The organism is Bartonella queenslandensis (assembly GCF_018155095.1).
Taxonomy (GTDB): domain Bacteria; phylum Pseudomonadota; class Alphaproteobacteria; order Rhizobiales; family Rhizobiaceae; genus Bartonella; species Bartonella queenslandensis_B.
In genome coordinates this window covers 293,895-320,245 of the sequence record NZ_NAAI01000002.1, presented here as the reverse complement: position 1 = coordinate 320,245, position 26,351 = coordinate 293,895, and the positions used below count along the sequence as shown (strand labels likewise).

The window sequence follows — 26,351 nt, the reverse complement described above, 5'->3', positions numbered from 1 at the left end:
CATTGCATAAATGCTCTAACTCTTGTATCGTTTTCTCATGAGATAAATAGCGTCCTTTCCCTTCCAGAAATATCATGACAAATCTTACCGTTGAAAATACACCCGATCTTATACTTTGCGCTCGTGATCTATTTCATATTGAAACAGATATGAAAATCCCTGCTTTTAGTACAAAAAGCCTCCATGTTCCTGATATTGACCCCGATTATCTTTTTGATCCGCAAACAACTTTAGCGATTCTCGCAGGCTTTACCTTTAACCGCCGAGTCATGATTTCCGGCTATCACGGAACAGGGAAATCAACGCATATTGAACAGGTTTCTGCCCGTCTCAATTGGCCTTGTCTTCGGATTAACCTCGACAGTCATGTAAGCCGTATCGACCTTGTAGGGAAAGACGCTATTGTTTTAAAAGATGGCTTGCAAATCACTGAATTTAAAGAGGGTATTTTGCCATGGGCTTATCAAAACAATATTGCTCTTGTTTTTGATGAATATGATGCGGGCCGTCCCGATGTTATGTTTGTCATCCAACGTGTTCTTGAAACCTCTGGAAAACTAAGCTTGCTTGATCAAAGCCGTGTTATTTCTCCTCATCCAGCATTTCGTCTTTTTGCAACAGCCAATACCATTGGTCTTGGCGATACAACAGGGCTCTATCATGGTACCCAACAGATCAATCAAGCTCAAATGGACCGCTGGTCTATTGTCGCGATACTCAATTATTTACCCCATGATAAAGAAGTTGATATTGTTTGTTCAAAGGTCAAATCGTTTCAAACGGCTGAGGGAAAAAAGACAATTTCACAAATGGTTCACGTTGCTGATATGGTCCGCCAAGCTTTTATCAATGGAGACCTTTCAACAGTCATGAGCCCGCGAACTGTCATTACTTGGGCAGAAAATACCACAATTTTTCAAGATGTTGGCATTGCCTTTCGGTTAACTTTTCTCAATAAATGTGATGAACTCGAGCGTGCCACTGTCGCAGAATTTTATCAACGCGCCTTTGGACAAGAGCTTCCCGAATCACTTATGCAGGGTGTCTTGTCTTAAAGGAATATGTCAATTATGGCGATCGACCCTGACGACAACAGAAAAAATTTAACAAACAATCCTCCCTCCAATACGCTTAATCATGAAGCTTTTAAGAAAGCTCTTTCCACCTGTATGCGTGCCATTTCTGGTACATCGCAGCTAGAAGTTTCTTTTAGCCACAACAGGCCATCTTTGAGCGAAAATTGTGCACGTCTACCAGAATTACCACAACATGCAACAGATCAAGATATCATGATTACCCGCGGATTAGGTGATTCCATGGCTCTGCGCAAAGCATTGCATGATAGCCGCATTCACATGCAATTTTCTCCTCTAGAATCAGAAGCACGGGCTGTCTTTGATGCCCTTGAACAAACACGTGTTGAAGCAATTGGTGCTTTAGCCATGAAAGGGCTTGCGAAAAACCTTGATGTCATGATCGCCGATAAATACAAAAGAGCCCATTATGAAAAAATTAGCAACCAAAGTGAAGCCCCTATCCAAGAAGCGATAGCTCTTTTATTACGCGAAAAAATAACAAAGCGCGCTGCCCCAAAGGAAGCAGGTCTTGTTTTAGAATTTTGGCGCCAAGAACTCGAACAAAAAGCCGCAGCAGAACTTAATGAACTTACCCATCACATTTACAATCAACAGGCTTTTGCAAAGATCGTTCACCAAATGCTTGTTACACTCCAAATGACAGTGCAACAAAACGAAACTTCTGACAGCGAAAACAATAAAAAATTAAAAAACGCGTGTGAACCTCAAGACCAAGCAACCGAAGAAGAAAGTAAAAATAAAAAACACGCTCAAAGTGAAGAACAAACGAGCACTGAACAAGAAAGTGATGTGCAAGACGAAGGAAAAGCACAAACAACACACTCAAATAACAATGATCAAGCTGACGGCGAACAAAAAAATGGACCTTGGCAAGAAAAGCCAAACAAACCCAAACGTCTTTTTGCCGATTCAGAACAAATGGAAAAACTTGGCAATTATAAAATATTTACGCGTCAATTTGATGAAGTTTTGGAAGCAACAGATTTTTGTTCTGAAAACGAGTTAGATCACTTACGCCGTTATCTTGATAAACAAGCCAATCATCTTCAAAACATTGTGGGACGTTTAGCAAACCGTCTCCAACGCCGCCTTATGGCACAACAAAATCGCAACTGGAACTTTGACCTTGAAGAAGGATATCTTGATACAGCACGACTTCCACGTCTGATTATTGATCCCATGCAACCCCTTTCTTTTAAAATGGAAAACAATACCCAATTTCGGGATACAGTTGTTTCACTCCTTATTGATAATTCTGGATCAATGCGCGGACGTCCCATTATTGTTGCGGCAAGTTGTACCGATATTTTAGCACAAACTCTTGAACGTTGTGGTGTTAAAGTTGAAATTTTAGGTTTTACCACCAAAACTTGGAAAGGAGGAAAATCACGCGAAAAATGGCTTGAGCAACATAAGCCTAATCATCCTGGACGTCTTAATGATTTATGTCATATCATCTATAAAAGTGCTGATATGCCATGGCGTAGAGCACGGCGCAATTTAGGTTTGATGATGCAAGAAGGATTATTAAAAGAAAATATCGACGGAGAAGCTTTGATTTGGGCGCATCAACGCCTTTTATCACGGCGTGAACAACGTCGTATTCTCATGGTCATTTCTGATGGTGCCCCTGTTGACGATTCAACACTATCGGTCAACTCGAGTAATTATCTAGAAAAACATCTACGCGCAGTGATTCAGGAAATCCAAACACATTCCCCTATCGAGCTCATTGCCATTGGAATTGGTCATGACGTCACACGTTATTATCAACGTGCTGTAACCATTATGAATGCTGAAGAACTCGCCGACGCCATAACAAAACAATTAGAAGCACTTTTTAGTGATAAAACACCTCAACTTTATAAAAAATAAACCCACTTTAAATCAACAATATATTGATTTATAATGATAATCTATCATTTTTTCAACTTGAATGAGACCCCTGCATACCGCAGGATTTCTTTATTTTAAATTCGTCCCAGATTGAATCAATCACAACTATTTTCTTACACATGACAAACGGTACTGGAAAGCATGGTCCTATTAAAAAAAATTTCGGCTTACTTCCAAGCTTATTGCACAAAAGCGCCTATGAATGATCTTTTGTGTAAAATCCATTAAGTATCACCATTTTTACACCCATACAGAAAAAACCGATACTATTATTGTGCCTGCCCATCCCAATATCACAACAAGCTTTAGCATTTGAAGTGATTCATTAAGAGGCATTTTTGTCTTTTCTTTAATGTTTATGTTTTTTATCTACACGGGCTTCCCTCGCTTGCCATATGCAAGAGAGATACTTTTGATTGCAGCCATATTAAAAGAGATTGAAACGAAAGGTTTCTTACAATATTTAAGGTTTTCATTCAACATATAAAAAGATGAATTATCCTTATAAATTAATGTATTACATAAAATATAATCCAACACAATCATCTTTACCTATGCAAATAGCTCTATTTTCCAACTTTTAATATTTTGACATAAATCAACACATTGATAGCAACCAACGACAATTTCTTTTATATTGAAACGACTCATAAAAACGCATTTTGCATCCTCTCAAAGGGTATTTATCCGCATATCACCCTTTCTTTTGATACACGAAGAAGAGCTTAAATTCAGTATAAGAAGATTTACAATACGCGAAGGTAATTATATGCAGTTTTCTTATGGTGCAAAACGATGAGTTATCATTATAAATTCAATAAATTAACAACACAAAAATGAAATTTCTTTTACATCAATGTAGTTTATAAGAAGGTATTTTTAACCTCTTTCAAAGAGTGCTTATTCACCCATTTTTTATGAAATTATAAATAAATAACTTTTATTGCTTCCTAACAACAAGTGTCTTGAAATGAGAGAAACATCTAGGCCTCTCACATAAGCCATGAAGCAATAAATTTTCTCAATCAACGCTTGCCTGTCGGATACCTAAGATAATGGAAATTTTCTTAAGCTTTACAGAAAATAAAGACTATTATTTGTTACAAGCAAAAGAGGAATCATCCTTTGAATGACTTTGATAAAGAGGAACCTTCACAATGTTAAGGATTGTCCCATAAGGAATCAGCATAAACAGACTCATAACAATTTTTACGCAAAAATCGCCAAAAGCAAGTGAGAGCCAAACTGGCATGCCTATCCCTCCCAAAACAGTACTCTCCACCAGTGAACTATCAGCATACCCTGTTATCTTATCAAGAACGGCAAAAGAACTCGAAAAAGCAAGAGAAAAAAACAACACCGTATCCAACGCCGAACCAACCAACGCCGCTGCTAAAGGTGCTTTCCACCACGTTTTCCGTCGCAAAGGCGTAAAAACAACAATATCAAGGAGTTGCCCAAATAAAAATGCCAAACTAGAAGCAATTGCCAGTCGCGGAGTCGCCAATATCCAAGAAACAAAAACACCGGCAAAAAAACCGGCATAAACCACACGCCGCGCAGCAGATGGACCATAAAAACGATTAGTTAAATCGTTGATTAGAAAGGCAAATGGATAAGTAAAAGCGCCATAAGTCAACAGCTCATTCAAACCAAACCAATAGACAGGATATTGAACCAAAATATTAGAAACAGTGACCGCAAGACACATCGCTAAAATAGAAAAAACGACATACCTTTTCTTTTGCTGTTCTAATAAAAGACCGCTTAAAAACATTTTTTTTAACCTGGGGTATGGAACCAATAAAATAATCTAAGAAGAAAAAATCCTAAAAACGCACTTTTAGGATAGAGAATAACAATCAAATCATTCATAAACCAAAAACAATAACGCTAAGAACTAGGCTGCTTTTCCAGCTTCTTGCTCAGCTTTCTTCTTAACGATTTGGCGTTTTAATAAGCGCGCACGTTGCGATAACTCTTTGTCATCGGCTTTAACCAAAAATCCATCAAGACCACCACGGTGCTCAACAGAACGCAATGCATTTGCTGAAATGCGCAAGCGATAACTTTGCTGTAACACCTCTGAAATCAACGTCACATTGCAAAGATTTGGTAAAAAACGACGCCGAGTCTTATTATTCGCATGACTCACATTATTACCATACAGAACCGTTTTCCCTGTCAATTCACATGCACGAGACATAAACTTCACCCTTAAACTCTAAGAAACTTTCAATCCCCTATACCCTAAAGAACATAACACACAATGCGGCCTTGAACAGGTATCATCGGGAATTTTCTTTCTAATAGGGGGTCGACAACAAAAGGTCAAGTCTTTTATAAAACCTTTTTCATCTCTTGCTGTTTCATCCTTCATCTTTTTCCGCAATAAAGGCACACAAATTCCACCCGAAAGCGTACAAAATGCTTTTTTTTAAGGTATACCATGTTAGAATAAAAGCATATTATCCTGAAAGGAAGCATAAATCATGAACAAAAAAGAACCCGCCATGGCAAAGCATCAGGGAAATTCTTGTTGCTTTTCTTCTCTTTTGTTTGGAACTTTATGCATTTGTTTTTTTCTTCTCTTCAGTGCATTAGGCATATGGCAAGTACAACGGTTAAACTGGAAAACAAATCTTATCACCAGTGCCAATCAGCGTGTTCACTTACCCCCCATAACAGCCCCCCAAAAAAATCGATGGGCAGATGTTACTTTTGAAAAAAATGAATATCAACCTGTTGTTATCACAGGAACACTTTTAACAGATAAAAACATTTTTGTTACTGCTGCTGCTCAAAACACTACGGGCTACTGGGTTTTGACTCCTTTACAAACCGTTGACAACACACTAACCTTTATCAACCGTGGCTTCGTCCCCATGGACGAACGTAGCAATTTTCAACACTCAGAGCAATCACATACAAATACCTCATCTCAGCAAGATTCTACCAAAAACACAGAACAAACAACAATCATCGGTTTATTACGTATGAGTGAAAAAAATGGATTTTTTCCACGCAGAAATAATCCTGACAAAAATGTGTGGTATACGCGTGATCTTCCTGCTATGGCGGAAAAACTTGGTCTGTCCACTGTTGCCCCTTATTTCATTGATGCCAGAAAAACATCTCCACAAGCAAAACTTCCCATCGCTGGTCTGACCATTATCCACTTTCGAAATAATCATCTTGTTTACGCAATCACATGGTTTATTTTAGCTGCGGGTGTACTGGGCGCTTTTCTTTTTCTGCTAAAGCAAAAAGAACTAAAAAAATAACAGCAAAAACACCTTCCCCCATAATATAATCATTCATATGCTTCACAATAAAGCATATCTTAACGCTATTATATTGAGAGTTTACACATAACAACATTTGTTTTTAAAAATCAATTATTTGATTTATAATAATAATTCTATCATTTTATAAATTAAAACCTCAGATATCTATAACACTCTTGCACTGAAAATCTTCTGACTAAAAAGCCGCAAAATCATTCTCTTACGCCCCACAAGCAAAGAGCCATAGGGATAAAGTTATTAAAATAAAAAACTCAACACCTTTTCCATCTCAAAGGCTAAGTCTTGTTAAAGCAAGAGTTATTAAAATATTGAAAACGGATAAAGAGAATGGCTGTCCTGATTTGCGTCTTTAAATATAGATACAATGGATCTATTATACCATTTACGAAAGATTTACACGACACTCTTCACAAGACTACCATAAAATAGAAGTTGATTCATTGAAAAATCCTTTTTTAAAATCAATGCGCACAAATTCGCGATATGATAACATTTTATTTTGCATGAAGAGTGTAATCTTATTAAAAACGTCATGTACAAAAATGTGAGGCGATCTGTTATTTCTGCTCTAAAAAAACCACTCTATTAAAAATATTGTCATAAATGCTTTTGAAAAACATAAAAGAAAAATGAGCAAGCGATTTTACTATTATAAATTTTATATTCTTGCTGATTATTTTCCATTTTAGAGATAACTCAAATGAATATATGCGATATTCTTGCCTTCATCTTACATACACAAGCTAATAAGAAGAGAACATATGGATGCGTTTTATGTTTCAACCCCGCTGTAAAGATGAGATGTTGCGTTATAAGAAACCAAAAAAAACATTTAATGTGTCAATGAGGCTTTTATACCGATCACCACATCTCAAATGATGGGTATTTTTACAGGATAATAAAACAAGGTGAGTCATCATATATTTTAAAAAAGACAGTTTATCCTTTCAGTGTATTTTGCTAAAGGCTTTTGCTATAAGCGTATAAGTTTGTTTTGTTTGAATTTTAACTCTTTCATTTTTAAGGCTTTTGTTATGGGTGTTGTTGCCAAAAATTTTCCCATACCTGATCTTCATCGGGTTCGTCGTGTTCTTCTTTCTGTGTCTGATAAAACGGGGGTGGTTGCATTTGCACAAGCCCTTCATGCGATTTACAATGTTGAATTGATTTCAACAGGAGGAACAGCCAAAACCCTTATAGCGGCTGGTTTACCCGTAAAAGATGTTGCTGAAGTTACTGGATTTCCTGAAATAATGGATGGGCGTGTAAAAACACTCCATCCTTTGATTCATGGTGCTTTGTTAGGGGTAAGAGAAAATCCTAGCCATAGGGAAGCTATGGAAAAGAACAGCATTCATGGAATTGATCTTTTGGTGGTGAACCTTTATCCTTTTGAAGAAACGATCCAATCGGGAGCCGATGCGCAAACAATTCTTGAAAATATTGATATCGGTGGACCGGCAATGATTCGCGCTGCGGCAAAAAATTATGCTTATACCGGTGTTGTAACAGCGATAAATGACTATGATTCGATTCTAGCCGAATTAAAACAGCATAATGGGTGTTTAAGCTTATCCATGCGTCACCAGTTAGCAATGCGTGCGTATGCGCACACCGCAGCTTATGACACAGCAATAGCAGCGTGGTTTGCACAGGATTTAAAAATCGAAACACCCTCATGGCAGAGTTTTTCTGGCCATCTTGAAAGTGTTATGCGCTATGGGGAAAATCCCCATCAACAGGCGGCATTTTATCGCAATAATGAAAAACGTTTTGGAATCGCAACAGCAAAACTTTTACAAGGCAAAGCGCTCTCTTATAACAATCTGAATGATACAGATGCCGCCTTTGAGCTTGTGGCAGAATTTGATCCGCAAAAAACCGCTGCTGTTGCTCTTATTAAACATGCCAATCCTTGCGGTGTTGCAGAAGGAGAAAATTTGAAAGAAGCTTATTTGAAAGCTCTTATGTGTGATAATGTATCGGCTTTTGGTGGAATTGTTGCTTTAAATCAAACCCTTGATGAAGAATGTGCCGAAGAGATTGTTAAAATTTTTACGGAAGTGATTATTGCTCCTGATGCGACAATGGCGGCACGTGAAGTTATTGCCAAGAAAAAGAATCTTCGTTTGCTCATTACAGGTGGTATCCCTGATCCACGTAGTGGAGGACTTCTTGCGAAAACACTTGCAGGAGGCATTTTAGTGCAATCACGGGATAATGTGGTGGTTGATGATCTTAAATTGCAAGTGGTGACAAAGCGAGCACCAACTCAAGATGAAATGCGTGATCTTCAATTTGCTTTTCGTGTCGCAAAACACGTTAAATCAAATGCTATTGTTTACGCGAAAAATAGCGCAACAGTTGGAATTGGAGCTGGACAAATGAGCCGTATCGATTCAGCAAAAATTGCTGCAAGTAAAGCAGCAGAAAGTGCGCAAAGAGCAGGCTTAACAGAAACGCTCACAAAAGGATCCGTGGTTGCATCCGATGCATTTTTTCCTTTTGCAGATGGTTTATTAGCAGCAGCTGCAGCAGGAGCAACAGCCGTTATTCAACCAGGAGGCTCCATGCGTGATGAAGAAGTTATCACTGCTGCTGATGAGCAAGATTTAGCGATGGTTTTTACAGGAATACGACATTTCCGTCATTAATATAATTTGGGTGATTTCCTCTTCAGATGAGATAACCGTTTCAAGGAGTTTTTCATAAATCATATGTCGATTGATAACCATTGAAATAGAAGCAGTTATTCAATCCAGAGAATCTACGTGTCATGGAGAAATGATCACAGCAGAAAATGCACATAATTTAGCCATTGTTTTAGAGATAAAATACCAATGGCTTTAGTGGTCGCCCTTTCACATGAGACAAATGTTAAAGGGAGTTTTCTTATGTTTAGATGCATACCTGTTATGACATTATAGCACAACTTTTTTTAGTAATATGTTCTATTCTTAAACTAAAGAGTGTAACAAAGTTTGAGTACAGGATATGAATATTCTACGTTCTTATAGTAATTGGCGCCGTTATCGTCGGACTGTTAATGCGTTGAGTCGTCTTTCGACGTATGAACTCAATGATCTTGGCATTTGTCGAGGTGATATTGATGCAGTTGCACGCCGCTATTCGCGTAAATCTTTCTAAAGAAGTTGTTTGAAGAATATTTGAGAATTTGAAGAGACGCTTTGCTATAAAGAAACAAACAGTTTGAGGCGGGTTTTTATCGCTTAATTGTTAAATGATAATACAAAGAAGAAGGGATTTTTTCCTGAAGCTTTGGTGCGATGTTGTTTCTTGAATTCTCAATGTTTCGGTGATGAATAATTTTTGATTTATCAAGTGTGTCCATTATTTTGCACATGGGATGAGAGACTCTCCTGTATGGATTCTCTTATTCAAAGTCTGTTTATATTAAATCAGAGAAAGCATATCTCTTACACGCTACAAGCGAGGAGTGTCTGCGTGGAATAAAACTGTTAAAAAAAAGAACTAAAAATGCCTATAATGACCCATCTCAAACACCAAGAGCTATCGCAACATTGGAAGATGGAAAAGTGTGTGGTAATTCCGGTTTTTTCTCTCTATACGTAGCAATAATGGGATCAAAATAAAGATTAAGATAGTTTAATGCTTTCCTCTATCCGCTTTGATATGCGAGATAAGAACAAGAATATTATAACTTCTAAAATGGAAAATAACCTATTTTAGCAAAAATATGAAGTCTCAAAGATAAAAAACTATTCACATCTTTGCTGTCATTTTTAATTTGGTATCTTTTAAAAATAGGATGCAATACCTCACCTTTTTCTTTCTCTTCAATAAAATCACACCTCTCATGCAAAACAGAAAATCCAAAATTAAAACATCATTATATTTCATACGCTTTTGTTTTAAAGAAATATATCTCAATGCTCATCACCCCCCTCTCATGGCAACGCTCATGGAGAAAATCCTCTGAGCATTCTCTCCTTTACGTTTAATGAAGACCTAAACTAAAATATTATACCATTAGGCCCCAATGCTGTAACAACCTTTGGCGCTTGAAAGTGTCCCAAAGAACTATCTTTATTTCTTTCTTCCAGCAATTTACACACCACCACTCTCAATAGGGTACAAATTTATGCGTTGCTTTACCATAAATAAATTCGCAATGAGAGAGCCTTACCATTTTCCAAGTTTCATTTAAGTTTCAAATAATAAATGATATAAATCAACATTTTAACTTCTTAAAAGAGTAAAAAATAAAAGTGCAAAATAAAGCATGATTCACATTATTCTTCTAGATACTTTTAAAAACCATAAACTCAAATAAAAAGAGAAGGGAGGAGGTGAAATAATTCTACACCTATTGGCCGAAAATTTCATATTATACTTTATACAAGCACCATTATGAAATGAGGATAATAAACATGGGGAAATGTTTTTTAACAGAAGCGTAAATTTACAAGAAAATATTTGATTATCTTAAACGTGCAGCTCCCTCAAAGGGGAATATTGATCACGAGAACGCACTCAAGAACTTTTTAAGATAGACAACAGTTTAATCTTCTCTCCACGCCTTTAAAAAACGAAGATTATCTGTACCGATCTATAAATAATGGTCTGTCAACACCCAATTTCCGCTAAAATCCCCTCCTAGCATTACCTCACGAGATGTTATAGGCAAGACTTTGCCTAAAAATATCCATTCCCATAGTCTCACAAAAAATATTAGCGTATAAAAGTTTACATGGTCCTTCAATAAGATATTACCGCACTAAACGATGATATTTTAGAAAATAAAGATAAAATGCAATAGACTATAGGTTGGAATAATATTCTGATTTTTTATCAAACGCTTTACGGATAAAACGCCAGCGAACTTTTTCCTGAAATGCAGGGCGAAAATATAAAACGATCTGCTGTGTGCGTTGTGGACCTTCTAATGCCGCAAAATCAATCGAATCTTCAAGACAAATATCCGCATCAGGCGATATAAAATACCATACTTGCTCATCCTCTACGTGCCCGTCCTTTACCGCTAAACACACACGCTCACCATCATAGTTAACTTCAACTTGTGGATGAAGATGAAACCGAACCGCAACATGATCTTGTTCACTTTGCGTTCTCTTATGCCTCTTTCCCCCCTTATTTGGCATAAAAAAGCGATCAAAGCCTTCAATCATATCTCCACTTGTCGCTAAAATAAGACCACGCTCATGAATAAGATTAAAGGGTCGCACATAACCATTATGACTCGCAATAAAACCTGTTTTTCCTGAATCCTCTATACGCTGCACTTGAACATCTGTTGGTCCATTAAACAACAAAGAAGCGCTATTTTTCTTTTTTTTATAAAAAGTTCCCACCGAACAATCATTAAGCGTAGCTGTTGAATGGGCCGCAGTAACACGCCCTAAATGGCGATAATCTTCCAAACCATTAGGATTAACACCGGTATTGATAATAAAACGGTGTCCTTGTGAGGACATTTCAAAAGATAAACAGCCCGAACAAGCCTGCTGTGCTACAAAGTGATGTGGAAATTTTCCTGTATCTGCAAGCACTGTTGTTTGATTGGCTTTTAAGCGCTGAAACCCTGAATAACGAGCATAACTAAAAGGATGCCCTCCTGTTTCATCAAGCTCCAAAAGTTTCAATAACCGTTCCGATACAAGGGGACCAACCCCATTAAAACGCGCCAATGATTGATCCTCATGGATAAAGAATCGTAAAGCTGGCAACATACGCTCAACAGAGTCAATCAAAATACGGGGAGCTGTTTCATTGCTACGCATAAAAAGATAACGTAAAGATAATAAATCTGATAACAAATTAAATAAGATAATAGGACTACGGGAAATATGACCACCATCAAGCAAGATCTGACGCGAAAGCTCTTCTATAAGCGTAGTTTGTACCTTTTTCTTCACGGCAACAGAAACAGGCAAAGCAAGAGAGGCGAACATCAAAGCTGCTGCTGCTTGTAAACGTTGATCATTGTGCTCCATACTGCAAATTGTTACGCGCAAATAACGAAATTTCACACCGAGCGCACGTAAAAAGCGTTTTTCAAACCGTTCACTTGCCCCTTCTAACAACATTTTTGAATGACAAATCCACGAAATCAAACGCCGTGCCACAACAGGAGCACTCCAAGCAAGCCCCTTTACCTTCTTACCAGCATGGTCAAGCCAATCTTCTAAAAGAGCGCGCGCATGTGCCGCAGCTAAATCACTTTCTGCTGCATCCATATGGCGCAACCAATGAAAATCATGAAGAGCCGCTTCCCATTCCAGCGTTGGTGGCATCAATGAAAATGGTGAAACAGCACCAGAATGAACAATATGACCAGCAAAAGCAAAACGACCATGATAAAATTCATGCGCCATCATTGGATCAGCCATATGCAAATCAATAGGATACGCTAAAATTTTATGAGGACGAAACCCTGAAAACCGCCAACGAAACAAGGGTCCAACCCATAAACGCCGCATAACATGCTGTATCGTATCGATACAGGCTGCCATTTTCACCTGAGGAGCTTTTACTGCAACCGCCAAAATTCCATCTCCATTTATGCTGAATCAAATACAATTTCGACCATTTTTGTAAATGAAATGTTAATTAAGCAATTTTTCGTAAGCGTGCAGCGAAAAAACCATCCATTCCTAAAAATGCCGCTTTCTGAGAATCAAAGTTTTTATGACAAAAATCTGCCGGCGTCGTGCGCAACATCCCCTCAAAAAGCAAATGTTCCAATGCTCCTATTTCCTCTGGATAAATAGGGTCTAAAACAATGTCATTGCGTGTCGATAAAATTTTCTCGATAAGGTCTTCACCTTCTTCTCTTGCCAAAGAACAATTGGAAAAAACAATCCGTCCACCCTCTTTGACCAAAGCAATTGCAGCGATCAGCAAATCATATTGTAATTCTGCCAACTTAACGACATCATTCCTCGATTTCGTCCATAAAATATCTGGATGACGACGGATCGTTCCAGTAGAAGAACAGGGAGTATCAAGAAGAATCGCATCAAACAGCTGTGTTGGATGAAAATTTCTCACGTCCCCCAGCCAAATGTGAACGGAAAAATGAAGCCGTTCCATATTTTCTTTTAAACGTTTTACACGATTAGCAGAAAGCTCAATTGCTGTCACCTCTGCCCCTTGCAAAGCCAATTGTGCTGTTTTCCCCCCAGGGCTTGCACAAAGATCAGCAACGCGTTTACCTCGAATTTCTCCTAGTAAACAAGCAGGCAACGCTGCAGCAAAATCTTGAACCCACCAATCCCCTTCACGATAGCCTGGTAAATCAGAAACAGAACACTCCAAACGATTCAATCGAACAGAACCATTAGGCAAGACCACACCACCAAGTCTCTCAGCCCATCCAACACTATCAGATTTCACTGTCAAATCGAGAGGGGGTTCCAAACTTTGAATTTCTATAATTTGTTGTGCTTTTTCTATTCCATAAGCTGATACTAAAAGCTGGCTAAACCACGCTGGAACACCTTCAATTGTTGGAACCTGTTGGCGTAAAGAGGCTGCCTCACGCGCAACATTGCGCAAAAGAGCATTCACCACCCCTGAAAAACGGCGCATACGCGGATCAAATTTTGCCACACGCACAGCTAAATCAATCGCTGCATGATCAGGAACATCAAGATAAAGAATTTGCGCCACACTAATATGCAAAAGATGCTGAAGTGAAAGTGCTTGCGAAGGTAAAGGGCGTCCCAAAAAGCGTGAAAGAGCCGCCGCAATCTGCCCTCGATGACGCAATGACGTTGTCAAAATAGCCCGACACAATAAACGATCTCGTTGTGAAAGGTTTAAATATTGTGGGTGTCCGTGTTCATTATCCGTCAAACCAGAAAGAGGCGTATACTTATCAACCACCGCCCCTAAAAGACGCACACACACCTGCCGAACAGCTAATCCTGGAACATTTTTTTCAGACACATGCCCCGCTTTTTTGCGTTTCAAAACAATACCTTTATATCACTGCTTTCTCAAGAAATTCCCCAGGAATCTCTTCGAAAATTCTATGAACGAGATCTTTTTGAATTGTCATAATGAAGCCAAGAAGGACGTTTTGTGACACGCTGAAAAGTGCTGTTTTCTTGCTCTCTTGACGCATGAGCCTGACCACTTCGAAAATCTCCATAATTCATCTCGTTGTTTTTTTTATTCATACTGCCTTCTTCAATCCATCCCCCATTTTCAGCAAGAGCCCCTTTCATCTCCTCTGCTTGCCAATAAAGAGCAGCAATACGATTTGCCGTTGCAGGATGTGTCGAAAAAAGACTATCCGCTCCCTCACCCCTCAAAGGATTGATAATAAATAGATGTGCTGTTGCTGGATTATGCTCTGCCTCTTCATTGTAAACCCCATGCCCTCCATCAGCAATTTTACGCAATGCCGAAGCCAACCATAAAGGATTACCGCATATTTCAGCCCCTCTCCGATCCGCAGCATATTCACGCGTACGGCTAATTGCCATTTGCACGAGCATTGCAGCAAAAGGAGCCACGAGCAGAGCAATCAATCCTCCAATTGCCCCAGCGCCATGAGAATTTTCTGAAGAGCTACGCTGTCCTCCCATAAAAAAAGCAAAATTACCAAGCATTGAAATTGCCCCTGCAATTGTTGCTGTTAGAGTCATGGTTAAAGTATCACGATGTTCGATATGTGCGAGCTCATGCGCCATAACGCCAGCAATTTCCTCAGCACTTAACCGCTTCAACAACCCAGTACTCGCAGCAACAGCAGCATTTTGCGGATTACGTCCCGTTGCAAAAGCATTTGGCTGTGCATTATCAATGACATAAATTTTTGGTTGAGGAAGAGAAGCTTTTTTAGCTAAATCGCTTACAATCTTATAATAAACAGGCGAGGAATGCTGATCAACTTCACGCGCCCCGTACATGCGTAAAACAATTTTATCTGAATTCCAATAAGAAAAAAAGTTTAAACCACTTGCCATCAAAAGAGCAATGACCATACCATTGCCCCCTCCAACAAGATAACCAACCCCCATAAAGAGAGCCGTCATAAAAGCCAAAAGCATGGCTGTACGCATTATATTCATTACTCAAAAAACTCCATGATAAAAGTCTACCAATACTATATGATGGGGTTTTCTTTCTGCTTCTTCAATGGAATAGGTATAAAATGAATAAAAAAGATGAAAAAATAAGCAAAAAAAATTCAACTGTCATTAAACAGCCATCCCTTTCTCCCGCAGCACAACGCGCCCTTAAAGAAGCTGAAGAAAGACGAAAAGACGAAACAACAAAAAAACAACCGTTGGAAAACGGTGGACGTGGCGGAAAAGATCCATCCCGCTATGGAGACTGGGAAATTAAAGGCCGCGCCATTGATTTTTAAAGTTATACTTTTAAAGCCATAGATTTCTACAATCGAACTTTAAAAACCAACACTGTTTTAAATAAACACCTTCTTAAAGAAAATCCGTTTTTGATTGGCAAAAACGGATAATATTTATTCTTCTAGCACTTTTAAAGAGACGTTTATGAAACAATCATGCTTCTGATGTTGAAGCAGATTCTGCTTCAGCCGCAGCTTCTGCGTCCTCTGCCGCTTGCTTTGCTGCTGCTATACGTTCTTGTGCTTTTTTGCCCGGTTCACCTTTATGGGGATTATTGCGGGTTGGACGCTTTTTTAAGCCAGCTGCATCTAAAAACCGTAAAACGCGATCTGTTGGTTGAGCCCCTTGCCCAAGCCAATATTGGATACGTTCTTCATTAAGTTTTACCCTCGGTCCATCTTTAGGCAACATTGGATCCCATGCACCAACACGTTCAAGAAAACGCCCATCGCGCGGACTACGAACATCTGCAACGACAATATGATAGTAAGGACGTTTTTTTGAACCTCCACGGGACAAACGAATTTTCAATGCCATATTTTATCTCCTATTGTCAGCTCTGGCTTTCGTTTAAATTGACTTTTTTCATTTTTTGCTCTTCAGCAATAATTTCATGATGACGCACAACTTCTTTAACAATAAACTTTAAAAATCTTTCAGCAAAATCGGGATCAAGATGACTATCTATCGCCAATTGCCGCAAACGCGCTATCTGATGTTGCTCACGCAGAGGATCGACTTTAGGCAAATCATAACGCGCTTTTAATTGCCCAATAGCTTTCGTACAACGAAAACGCTCTGCTAAAATATGAATCAAAGTTGCATCAAAATTATCAATAGATACTCGTAAATGTGCTAATTCGTTTAATACTGTTTCCTGCATCATATTCCTTTCCCTCTTTGCATCTTATTTTTTTTTAAGATGCTGAGGAAGTTTTCCCCTATCAGTAATGCCATTGGAAAGACCAGGAAATGTAGGGTCACGCCCGGGAAGTCCAGGCAAGAGATTCCCTCCATTATCATTTTTAATCTGCTTTTGAAGTGCTGAGAGTTGTTTGAGATCCACTCCCGATAAATCGGGCACAGCCGGAGAATCTGCACCTCCCATTCCTCCAAATCCCATTTTGGAGCCAAGACCTCCTAACATTTTTCCCATCAAACCACTTTTGCCCTTACCACCCATAGATTTCATCATATCAGCCATTTGGCGATACATCTTCAAAAGTTTATTAATATCAGCCGCCGTTGTTCCAGAGCCTTTAGCAATCCGTTGTTTTCGGCTATGTTTTAAAAGTTCTGGATTCATACGCTCTTGTGGTGTCATGGATGAAATAATAGCCAATTGACGATTAAACAAACGATCATCAAGACCGGCCGCCGCAATCTGCTCTTTGACCTTTCCCAATCCTGGCAACATGCCCATAATGCCGCCCATTCCACCTAGTTTTTTCATTTTCTGCAACTGTTCAGCCAGATCATTTAGATCAAATTTTCCGCTCTGCATTTTTTTTGCAAAAGCAGCAGCTTTCTCATGATCCATTGTTTCAGCAGCTTTTTCAACCAAAGAAACAATATCCCCCATTCCGAGAATACGATCAGCAATACGACTGGGATGAAACTCTTCCAAGTCTTCTATTTTTTCACCGGTTCCGATTGCTTTAATCGGCTTGCCTGTAACAGCACGCATAGAAAGAGCAGCACCCCCACGCCCATCACTATCCATCCGTGTTAAAATAATCCCTGTAATCCCTACACGCTCATCAAAAGAACGAGCAAGATGAACGGCGTCTTGCCCCGTCAAACTATCAGCAACCAACATAATCTCATGAGGAAGAGAACATGCTTTAATTTCAGCCAATTCAAGCATCAAAGCTTCATCAATATGATTACGTCCTGCCGTATCAAGAAGAAGCACATCATAACCGCCCAATTTAGCAGCCTGCACGGCACGTGATGCAATATCAACGGGTAGTTGCCCCGCAATAATAGGCAAACTTGCCAGTTTTGCTTGTTCTCCCAATTGGCGCAATTGCTCCTGTGCAGCAGGACGACGTGTATCTAAAGACGCCATGAGAACTTTTTTATTTTGCTTATCAGTGAAACGTTTTGCAAGCTTTGCAGTTGTGGTTGTTTTTCCGGAACCTTGCAAACCAATCATCATAATAACAACAGGCGCTGGTGCATTCAAATCACTCAGAACGCTTTCATTTCCAAGAATACGAACCAATTCGTCATGAACAATTTTAACCACCATTTGGCCTGGTTTAATTGATTTAACAATTTCGGTCCCAACAGCTTTTTCTCGAACCCTATCGGTAAAAGAACGGACAACATCAAGGGCAACATCGGCTTCCAATAAAGCGCGACGAATTTCACGCAGCGCCTCTGCAACATCTTGGTCCGACAAAGCACCACGCCCCGTTAAATGAGACAGGATAGAACCAAGTCGCTCTTGCAAGGATTCAAACATCATTTACCTCATTGTTGCCTAACAAAGTTGCATAACGAACAAACCAAAATAGCACCCGAGAACGCATCGCGCCGTCGAATGTTGACCTCTGAGATCTCTTCATACCCTTGCATTGGGGTCTCAGTCGGTGGCTCCAAGTTAATTTTGTCACTGAAAGCTCGCTCCTTCAAACAATAAAACCCCAGCTTTGTCAAGTTTTATCATAAAATGTCTTTTTATACGAAGAAATAAAAACAGCAAATACTACAATACTACCCTTCAAAATTTTCAATTTCAACACGCATAAAACAACCTGTTTCCTGTTCCACATTCCATAATTTCCCACTAGAGATATCAAACCAAACCCCATGCAATGTTAAAATACCTTGATTTTTTCGGAACTTTATCCACGGAAACGTCTCTAAATTTCTCAACGAATGTCGAATAGAAAGCTGCTCTAAAGCCGTCTGTTTTTCTGGCCAAGACAGTGATTTATTATTCAAAACAACTTCTGCTGCTGGCGCTAAAAGACTAATCCATTGGCCAATAAAATCATTTGAAGGTAAAGATTTACACGTCTCCTTAAGAGCAGTATGAACACCTCCACAATGCGCATGACCAAAAACAACAATATGTTTTACCTCAAGCAATTGCACGGCATATTCAAGAGCTGCTGATGTTGCATGATATTTGTTATCAGGAGAAAAAGGAGGAACCACATTTGCCACGTTGCGTAAGGTAAAAATTTCGCCAGGCTTAGCATCAAAAATCATTTCTGGGACTGCACGCGAATCACAGCAAGCAATAACTAAAACTTCAGGTTTTTGCCCCTCGATCGCCAATTGCTGATAATGTTCTGTTTTATATGAAAAATGATTATTTATAAAGTTTTTGTAACCACTTAAAAGTCTTTCTGGTAAACGAGTCATTCTCTCTTTACTTCTAATTCTTTCTTTACTTTCATTTCATATAATTAGAAAAAAAAACTATTAATATACAAAAATACTAAAAAGTCCCTTTCATTGGTGTAAAATATTTCTTTAAAGTACAAATTATTACTAAAAAATAATAAAAACATTGTCATTCTTTTCAAATAAAGAGCTATTTTCTTTAGGAAGAAAATGTTACAGTGTAGGAAGATATAATGGTCTGCTCTTAAATAGGCAAACAATGCAAGAAAAGACCCGAAGAGCAAAAAGGGAGAGCGAATGTGTTGCAACAAAAAACAATAGAAACAACAAACACACCAGATAAAATAGAAAAAATACTTTTTGCTCAAACTGATAAAGAAGACATTGTTTATTACGAAAATACAGAACTTCAAAAAGCCGCAGCCATCGCAGTAAAAACTTTCAATCTTCATCAGGCAGGAAAAAATACCATCTGCTTTGAACAGGATTTGACCCGCAATAACAGACCTATAACTGTTGTCACGCTTGTCAATGATAACAAACCCTTCCTTCTCGATTCTATTTTAAATGTCTTCAATCAACATAAAAACCATATTTATTTGATTGCACACCCCGTTCTTGATTGTGCTTCTGGAAAACGCATCAGTCTGATGCAAATTCACATCGAGTCTTTAAACAAACAACAGATACAAAAACTTGAAAATGAACTCACCTTAGTTCTTGAGCAGGTTAATGCTGCTGTACGAGACTGGAAACCGATGCTTGAAGAAGTTGAAAAACATATTCATGCCTATCAAACAAGCCTTCCCTCATACTACAAACAAAAAGGCGAAAAGGCTATTGAATTTCTTCACTGGCTTACAGATGATAATTTTATCTTCCTTGGCATGCGCACTTATAACTTCATCAAAGATCAGAAACCTATAAAATCCTTTACCGCGAGTAACATTGAACTTGGCATACTCGGGGATGCTTCTATTCATATTGTTGATGATGAAAGTATGAAAGAACCTCCTCAGGAAGTTTTATCCTTTATGGAAAGTGATAACCTATTTATTGTGACAAAAGCGAACAGCCGCTCCAAAGTTCACCGTTCTGTTTGGCTCGACTATATTGGTCTTAAAATCTTTGATAAAGAAGGCCAGCTCTGCGGAGAATTACGCATTGTAGGGCTTTTTACCTCTTCAGCGTATACACGCTCTATTTTGCAAATTCCTTTCTTAAAAGAAAAAGCCCAAACCATCATTCAACGCCTTGGATACAATCGTTCTGATTATTCAGGAAAAGCACTCATCAGTGTTTTAGAGACCTATCCAAGAGATGAAATATTTCGCACTGATATTGATACATTAACAGAAAATGCCAAACTTATCCTGCAACTAGACGAACGTCCGCGTTTGCGGGTTCTTGTTCACACTGATTCTTTTGGGCGCTTTGTTTCTATCCTTGTCTATGTGCCACGTGACCAATACAGCAGCAGCCTCCGTGAAAAAGTTGGCGAACATTTTGTTGGGCTTTATAAAGGCGACTTTTTTGAATCCTATCCGCTATTTTTAGAAAGCCCTCTTATCCGTGTTTATTATATTATCCATCGCAAAGTAAGCGAAACGGTTCCACTTCACGAGCGCGCCACACTTGAACAACATGTCCGTTCAATCGCACGAAGTTGGGAAGATAGTGTTCAATCCATCGCTCTTGCCCACAAAACAACAGAGCCACAAACCCGTCTAGCCAGTGAATTTCCCAATAGCTATCGTGATTTATTCTCAGCAGAAGATGCCATTAAAGATTCCGGACACATTCTCAATCTTCATGATAAAAAACCCCTTTTTGTGACCTTTTATCACGCACAAAACAAAGAAAAACAGAACATTTCTCTTCGGCTTTTTCACCGCCATGAGGCCCTTGCTCTTTCCAAACGTGTACCACTGCTTGAAAATATGGGGTTTCGCGTTATTGCGGAACAGACCCTTGAGTTACCAGATGGCAACGGACAATCCGTATATCTTCATGATATGCAACTAGAAAGTACTTTCCAACTCTGTATCGATTTTGAAAAAGAGGGGCAAAAGCTTGCCGAAACCTTTGAAGCCATTTGGGCACAAAATGCTGATAATGACGCCTTTAACGCCCTCACTCAAACAGCTAAGCTTGATTGGCATGAAATTGTTATTTTGCGCCATTACGGGCGTTATCTCCAACAAGCTGGAATTCCTTATTCGCAAGACCGCGTCGCCCAAACTTTAAATACTTATCCTGATATTACCAAAGAGCTTTATGCTTTATTTCATTTAAAATTTCATCAAAGTCATCCAGCAAAAGAACGAGAAAAAAACCAACAGATTATTCAAAAGCGCATTGAAGAAAAACTACAGAAAGTATCTGGTTTAGATGATGATCTTATCTTACGTCGTTATTGCAACCTTATCGATTCGAGTTTACGAACAAATGCCTTTACCCTTCTTAGCGATGGTAGTCCTCGGCGTATTTTAGCCACCAAATTAAATCCGCGCCAAATTGAAGGTTTGCCTGAACCACGACCTTATCGAGAAATTTTTGTTTATGGACCAGAAGTTGAAGGGGTCCATTTGCGTTTTGGCCCTATCGCTCGTGGTGGAATTCGTTGGTCTGACCGCGCATTAGATTATCGCACCGAAGTGCTTAGCTTAGTCAAAGCTCAACAAGTTAAAAATGCAGTTATCGTTCCTGCCGGTGCAAAAGGTGGATTTTATCCCCATCGCCTTCCTCAAACAAATGACCGTGCTCTCATCATAGAAGCAGCACGACAAGCTTATACAGACTTTATCACGGCTTTGCTCTCTATCACAGACAATCTGGTTAACGGCAAGATAAGTGCGCCCCACAATATCATTTGTCATGATGATCCTGACCCCTATTTTGTTGTCGCAGCAGACAAAGGGACAGCAACCTTTTCTGATACAGCCAATGCTATCAGTCAAGAAAACCATTTTTGGCTCGATGATGCTTTTGCCTCTGGTGGCTCAGCAGGCTACGACCACAAAGAAATTGGTATTACAGCCAAAGGCGCATGGGAAGCCGTCAAAAGACATTTTCGAGAATCATTTAATCACGATATTCAAACAGTACCTTTCACCTGTATTGGTGTTGGTGATATGTCTGGTGATGTCTTTGGCAATGGAATGCTCCTTTCCAAACAAACAAAATTAATTGCTGCTTTTGATCACCGCGATATCTTTATTGATCCAAATCCAAATACAGAGGAAAGCTATGCAGAGCGCAGGCGTCTCTTCAAACTTCCTCGCTCAAGCTGGCAGGATTACGACCAAAACAAATTATCAAAGGGGGGTGGTGTCTTCTCACGAAAAGAGAAAACCATTACACTCTCACCTGAAGCAGCAAGGGCCATTGGTTTCGACAAACAAACAGGAACCCCCTTTGAAATTATCTCTGCTCTTCTCAAAGCCCCTGTTGATCTTTTATGGTTTGGTGGCATTGGTACTTATATCCGTGCTACAACAGAAAATGATGCCCAAGTAGGTGATCGTGCAAATGATGCAATACGCATTACCGGAGAACAGGTACGTGCAAAAATTATTGGCGAAGGCGCTAATCTTGGTGTCACACAACGTGGACGGATTGAATATGTTTCAAATGGTGGACGCTGCAATACGGATGCCATTGACAATTCTGCCGGTGTGAATTGTTCTGATATTGAGGTCAATCTCAAAATTGTTCTTGCATCAGCACTTCGTGCTAAAACACTCACCCGCGAAGAACGCAATAAACTCTTAAAAGAAATGACTCCCCAAGTCGAACAACTCGTCCTGCGCAATAATTATCTACAACCCCTTGCCCTTTCCTTAGCAGAAAGCCAAAGCACGGCTGATTTACCCTATCAAATACGCTTCATGCATGATTTGGAACAAAGAAAGCTTCTAGATCGCAGAGTTGAAGTACTCCCTGATGAGCAAATTTTACGGCAAAGAACAACTCAAGGCAAAGGTCTTATCCGTCCAGAGCTTGCCGTTATTTTTGCCTATGCTAAATTAACGCTCAAAGAAGAAATTGCCAAGAGCCCCGTTGTTGATGATCACTATTTCAACGCAGCTTTGCTGAATTATTTTCCAACCCAAATTCAAGAAAATTTTGAGAAGGAAGTCATTAACCATCAATTACGTCGTAATATTATTGCAACGCTGATTGCTAACGATATTGTCAATCGTGGTGGCCCCACTTTTGTTAATCAACTACGCGATGCAACAGAACAAAAGGCTGAAAATATTATTCGCGTTTTCATTGCCATCCGTGATGGATTTGAAATTCCTCAATTGTCCGATCAAATTGATAAACTTGATAACAAAATACCCGGTCTTGTCCAAAACAAATTCTACGCAGCAATAACCTCAATGCTCTTTGAAACAACCAATTGGGGTTTGCACAACATGGATCTCTCAAACCCATTAGAAGAAATTGTAAAAACACTAAAACAAGCCCGTAGTGTTATTGAAAAAGAGCTTATGCATTCTCATGATAACGATATTAAGCAAAAGATTGAAGAAAAAGCACAACACTACAGTGAAGAAGGAGCACCAAAAGCATTAGCAAAACAATTAGCTCTCTTGGAAGCTGCTCCAACCATCTGTGATATTTCTTTAATTGCAAAACAAAGCAACAGCGATCTTATTAAAACCGCAGGAATCTATTTCTCATTTGCGCAAATCATTCGTATAAACCGAATTAACGAAGCGAGAAGAACAATTCCTATCCTCGATTACTATGATAGTATGGCTTTAAACCAAGCCAAAGAAAATGTTTCCAAAAGCTTACGGAAAATCGTTATGAAAATTCTCAAAAATTATGGAAAAAAAGAGGATCCTTTTGCCACTTGGAAAAAAACAAAAGAAGACGATATTCATAATATCACAAACCGCATTAGCGCTCTTATTGAAAATGATCTCAATATTTCTCGTTTTACTTTTGCAGCAGGATTGATTTCTCAACTTCAAAATACTGGCTTTCAAACTTAAAATGAGTATAGAATAACTCAGTTAAAAACTCCCATTCTATCCTACAACAGCAAACTAGCAAGGTACAGAGTGGGAGTTTTCATTTTGAGATAAAGCACCCAAAATAAAAATCCTGCTCCTTATCACGATAGAATTTCTTGTAAACAATTCCAAAACGTCAACAAGATTGATTTATCAACGTAAAAACATCAACTTTCAGATTTAAAAGCAGAACAAAACAGCTAAGCTTTTATCCCTGTTCTATCCATCCATAACCGATCTCAATGTAATCTGACAATAGATTTTATACCGAGTGGAATTAGGAAAGAATATGTAATAACTCCTTGTTTTTATAGCTATTTTTTACCATTCAATACGCGTTTTATAAAAATGGATTTTGACATCTGAATATCGAAAAAATGGTAAAAATCGAAATTTTGTAACAAAAAGGATAACGAGCTTTGAAAGCTCTTTAAAGACCTTTGAGAGCTCCTTAAAAATCATTTAAAAATAAAATGAATTGGTACAAACCTTAAGTAAAAATAGATAAAATCTGCTGGCAAGCGACAATCAACAAGGAAAGAATGGGAGCACTATCCCGTATTTTTAAACAGAGCATCAAAAATAAAAAATAACATTTGAAAACTATAAGCTTGTCAGCAAATAAGCGCTGCAAAGTGTCAAGAATCTCTGCGGATGAAACAAAAAACACATTCAAATTTTGCTGTCAAATATCCCTCATTAATTGACAATCATAACTTTATCATTTTGCATATTATAAGGAGAGCATAATATCCTAAGATTCTCTCATTTCGATCTTGTTTATATTGAATCAATTAAAATTCTCCACCCTTGCGTGTTGCATTCTTTAATAAGGTCATGTCCTTCACGTAAAACAGAGCGCTATTGGTTTGCAAATTCAGCGGCTTGTTTTAAAGAAACATCTCTTAAGGCCTCCAAGCTCATTTCACGACAGCACCCATGAATAGTATAATGGTAAATCCATTGTGCCTCCCTATCTTTACGCTTGTGAAGAAGCAAGACGGCACCGTCATACACTTTGCCAGCCCGTGGGTATTCGACAGACCTTGGCACTCGAAACGATTTATGAGAGCTATTTTAGTCCTTGTCTATACAAATTTTACCCACACGCTAATCCCACTTATAACATGCAAAGGAATATTTTTGTTTGATTCAATATAGATAGAATTAAAATGAGAGAATCTTACGATATTCAAAACTCTCATTAAAATATAAAACAGTGAACACTTTCTATAAATCAATATCTTGCCATACAGACACGCTCTTGACAATTTATTCTCAAACTTAAAGTGGAGCAAGACGACCAAGCTCTAAAAACCCCAGTTTTACCCATCCATGGCGAATAGTCAAAGGAAGAACGGGGGCGCCATCTGCGTTTTTAGGAAGTGTATTCAAAATAAAAAATAATGCTTGAAAATTATCCGCTTCTTCAGAAAACAAATGTTGCAAAGTCTCAAGAAACTTCTTGTGCTGTATACAGACAAGTTCAAATGTTGCTGTCAAATATCCTTCATCATCAAAAGAAAAAGGCCCACTGATATGCACCCCACCACCTGTATGAAAAGCCAATTCACCATGCTTTAAGATGCCACTTTTTCCATAGAGATGCTGTCTCCAATTTTCTCCTCCTTTTTCAGATAGAAGAGAAACATCATTTAAAATCCATTTCAAATTGCCATCAATTTTTGGAACTTCAACAAAAGAAGATATAAAAATTGGAGAAACATCAAAGCCATCAAAAGTCATATTCCCTGAAAAATGATTCTTTTCACGTTTAAGATCAAGACGCAAAAATTCTGTCGTTATTTTTTGAGAGATATCTTTTGGCTCTAACTTCTGGACAGCAACATCAGGAAGATCTTTCAAAGATGTCTGATCTTCAACGTTTTGTTGTGTTATCTTTTTATCTGCCGTTTTTGATCCCACAACTTCTTGAAGCTTTTGATCCTCAAGAGAAGAAGAAAGAGGAGAAAATTCAAGCCCTTCAGCTATAAGCTTGAATGTCTGACCTGTTTTCCAATAAGGTTCTGTTTCAATCACCAAATTGCGCCAACGAGATACTATGGAAGTTTTTCCAGAAAAAACAATTGATGCAGGAGAATTAACATTAAATTCGACCACATGAGGCGCATAAATTGGTGCACCAGCCGTTAAATGCCCCGTCGATAAAGAAATCCCATATAAAGGCCAAGAAAATTGAAACTTGTCACAAAAAATACCGATCCGTAAAGGATAACCACTCTTGCGCACATCCTCACACACCGCCGTCATATTACC

General features: G+C 38.7%; 17 protein-coding genes. 7 read left to right on the top strand and 10 right to left on the bottom strand.

The features are described 5' to 3' along the window. Window positions 1-74: 74 nt before the first annotated feature. Window positions 75-1,055 (top strand): cobaltochelatase subunit CobS, encoded by a 981-nt coding sequence (cobS, locus tag B5V81_RS02520; protein WP_212111865.1) that lies wholly within the window; start codon window positions 75-77, stop codon window positions 1,053-1,055. 15 nt (window positions 1,056-1,070) lie between these two features. Continuing rightward, a complete protein-coding gene (gene cobT / locus B5V81_RS02515) occupies window positions 1,071-2,972 on the top strand; it encodes a cobaltochelatase subunit CobT (protein ID WP_212111864.1) in 1,902 nt (633 codons plus the stop codon). Between the two features lie 1,114 nt (window positions 2,973-4,086). Here cobT and B5V81_RS02510 read toward each other — a convergent pair. Continuing rightward, window positions 4,087-4,770 (bottom strand): VUT family protein, encoded by a 684-nt coding sequence (locus tag B5V81_RS02510; protein ID WP_212111862.1) that lies wholly within the window; start codon window positions 4,768-4,770, stop codon window positions 4,087-4,089. A 123-nt stretch (window positions 4,771-4,893) separates the two neighbouring features. Continuing rightward, window positions 4,894-5,199 carry a 50S ribosomal protein L28 gene (gene rpmB, locus B5V81_RS02505; RefSeq protein WP_039758803.1) on the bottom strand — a complete coding sequence of 102 codons (306 nt, stop codon included), beginning with the start codon at window positions 5,197-5,199 and terminating at the stop codon, window positions 4,894-4,896. A 286-nt stretch (window positions 5,200-5,485) separates the two neighbouring features. On the opposite strand from rpmB, the gene B5V81_RS02500 reads away from it, so the two are divergent. The 3 genes from B5V81_RS02500 to B5V81_RS02490 all read left to right on the top strand — a co-directional run bounded on the left by B5V81_RS02500 (window position 5,486) and on the right by B5V81_RS02490 (window position 9,448). After that, window positions 5,486-6,277: an SURF1 family protein gene (locus B5V81_RS02500; protein WP_212111860.1), complete on the top strand. Its 792-nt coding sequence runs from the start codon at window positions 5,486-5,488 to the stop codon at window positions 6,275-6,277. 1,058 nt (window positions 6,278-7,335) lie between these two features. Beyond that, entirely contained in the window at window positions 7,336-8,955 is a 1,620-nt protein-coding gene (gene purH, locus B5V81_RS02495; protein ID WP_212111857.1) for a bifunctional phosphoribosylaminoimidazolecarboxamide formyltransferase/IMP cyclohydrolase, read from the top strand. A gap of 340 nt (window positions 8,956-9,295) precedes the next feature. Further along, window positions 9,296-9,448: a DUF1127 domain-containing protein gene (locus tag B5V81_RS02490; protein ID WP_212111855.1), complete on the top strand. Its 153-nt coding sequence runs from the start codon at window positions 9,296-9,298 to the stop codon at window positions 9,446-9,448. A gap of 1,655 nt (window positions 9,449-11,103) precedes the next feature. Here B5V81_RS02490 and B5V81_RS02485 read toward each other — a convergent pair. The 3 genes from B5V81_RS02485 to htpX form a co-directional block, all read right to left on the bottom strand. Beyond that, window positions 11,104-12,849 carry a heparinase II/III family protein gene (locus tag B5V81_RS02485; RefSeq protein WP_212111853.1) on the bottom strand — a complete coding sequence of 582 codons (1,746 nt, stop codon included), beginning with the start codon at window positions 12,847-12,849 and terminating at the stop codon, window positions 11,104-11,106. Window positions 12,850-12,913: 64 nt separating this feature from the next. Then, a complete protein-coding gene (locus B5V81_RS02480) occupies window positions 12,914-14,278 on the bottom strand; it encodes an RsmB/NOP family class I SAM-dependent RNA methyltransferase (protein WP_212111850.1) in 1,365 nt (454 codons plus the stop codon). A gap of 59 nt (window positions 14,279-14,337) precedes the next feature. Beyond that, window positions 14,338-15,384 carry a zinc metalloprotease HtpX gene (htpX, locus tag B5V81_RS02475; protein ID WP_212111849.1) on the bottom strand — a complete coding sequence of 349 codons (1,047 nt, stop codon included), beginning with the start codon at window positions 15,382-15,384 and terminating at the stop codon, window positions 14,338-14,340. 83 nt (window positions 15,385-15,467) lie between these two features. On the opposite strand from htpX, the gene B5V81_RS02470 reads away from it, so the two are divergent. Beyond that, window positions 15,468-15,683, top strand: coding sequence for a DUF1674 domain-containing protein (locus B5V81_RS02470; protein WP_212111848.1), 216 nt, complete (start codon window positions 15,468-15,470; stop codon window positions 15,681-15,683). A gap of 154 nt (window positions 15,684-15,837) precedes the next feature. On the opposite strand, the gene rpsP is transcribed toward B5V81_RS02470, so the two are convergent. From rpsP to B5V81_RS02450, 4 genes are all read right to left on the bottom strand, one after another. After that, complete coding sequence (rpsP, locus tag B5V81_RS02465; RefSeq protein WP_212111847.1) at window positions 15,838-16,221, bottom strand: 30S ribosomal protein S16; 384 nt, start codon at window positions 16,219-16,221, stop codon at window positions 15,838-15,840. Window positions 16,222-16,237: 16 nt separating this feature from the next. Further along, window positions 16,238-16,567, bottom strand: a complete 330-nt coding sequence (locus B5V81_RS02460; RefSeq protein WP_212111918.1) for a chorismate mutase — start codon at window positions 16,565-16,567, stop codon at window positions 16,238-16,240. Between the two features lie 24 nt (window positions 16,568-16,591). After that, a complete protein-coding gene (ffh, locus tag B5V81_RS02455; RefSeq protein ID WP_212111916.1) occupies window positions 16,592-18,154 on the bottom strand; it encodes a signal recognition particle protein in 1,563 nt (520 codons plus the stop codon). A gap of 251 nt (window positions 18,155-18,405) precedes the next feature. Next, on the bottom strand, window positions 18,406-19,062 hold the full coding sequence (locus tag B5V81_RS02450; RefSeq protein ID WP_212111845.1) for a carbonic anhydrase: 657 nt from the start codon (window positions 19,060-19,062) through the stop codon (window positions 18,406-18,408). Window positions 19,063-19,343: 281 nt separating this feature from the next. Here B5V81_RS02450 and B5V81_RS02445 point away from each other — a divergent pair, with 281 nt between their 5' ends. Continuing rightward, entirely contained in the window at window positions 19,344-24,053 is a 4,710-nt protein-coding gene (locus B5V81_RS02445; RefSeq protein ID WP_212111843.1) for an NAD-glutamate dehydrogenase, read from the top strand. Between the two features lie 1,305 nt (window positions 24,054-25,358). Here the strand turns inward: B5V81_RS02445 and B5V81_RS02440 are convergent. Beyond that, entirely contained in the window at window positions 25,359-26,345 is a 987-nt protein-coding gene (locus tag B5V81_RS02440; protein WP_244979342.1) for a DUF2125 domain-containing protein, read from the bottom strand. Window positions 26,346-26,351: the final 6 nt, after the last annotated feature.

Excerpts from the sequence above, each read along its gene's own strand:
- B5V81_RS02460 (WP_212111918.1), bottom strand. The coding sequence starts at position 16,567 with ATGCAGGAAACAGTATTAAACGAATTAGCACATTTACGAGTATCTATT.
- B5V81_RS02490 (WP_212111855.1), top strand. The coding sequence starts at position 9,296 with ATGAATATTCTACGTTCTTATAGTAATTGGCGCCGTTATCGTCGGACT.
- B5V81_RS02450 (WP_212111845.1), bottom strand. The coding sequence starts at position 19,062 with ATGACTCGTTTACCAGAAAGACTTTTAAGTGGTTACAAAAACTTTATA.
- B5V81_RS02470 (WP_212111848.1), top strand. The coding sequence starts at position 15,468 with ATGAATAAAAAAGATGAAAAAATAAGCAAAAAAAATTCAACTGTCATT.
- cobS (WP_212111865.1), top strand. The coding sequence starts at position 75 with ATGACAAATCTTACCGTTGAAAATACACCCGATCTTATACTTTGCGCT.
- purH (WP_212111857.1), top strand. The coding sequence starts at position 7,336 with ATGGGTGTTGTTGCCAAAAATTTTCCCATACCTGATCTTCATCGGGTT.
- rpmB (WP_039758803.1), bottom strand. The coding sequence starts at position 5,199 with ATGTCTCGTGCATGTGAATTGACAGGGAAAACGGTTCTGTATGGTAAT.
- cobT (WP_212111864.1), top strand. The coding sequence starts at position 1,071 with ATGGCGATCGACCCTGACGACAACAGAAAAAATTTAACAAACAATCCT.
- B5V81_RS02440 (WP_244979342.1), bottom strand. The coding sequence starts at position 26,345 with ATGACGGCGGTGTGTGAGGATGTGCGCAAGAGTGGTTATCCTTTACGG.
- rpsP (WP_212111847.1), bottom strand. The coding sequence starts at position 16,221 with ATGGCATTGAAAATTCGTTTGTCCCGTGGAGGTTCAAAAAAACGTCCT.
- B5V81_RS02500 (WP_212111860.1), top strand. The coding sequence starts at position 5,486 with ATGAACAAAAAAGAACCCGCCATGGCAAAGCATCAGGGAAATTCTTGT.
- ffh (WP_212111916.1), bottom strand. The coding sequence starts at position 18,154 with ATGTTTGAATCCTTGCAAGAGCGACTTGGTTCTATCCTGTCTCATTTA.
- B5V81_RS02510 (WP_212111862.1), bottom strand. The coding sequence starts at position 4,770 with ATGTTTTTAAGCGGTCTTTTATTAGAACAGCAAAAGAAAAGGTATGTC.
- htpX (WP_212111849.1), bottom strand. The coding sequence starts at position 15,384 with ATGAATATAATGCGTACAGCCATGCTTTTGGCTTTTATGACGGCTCTC.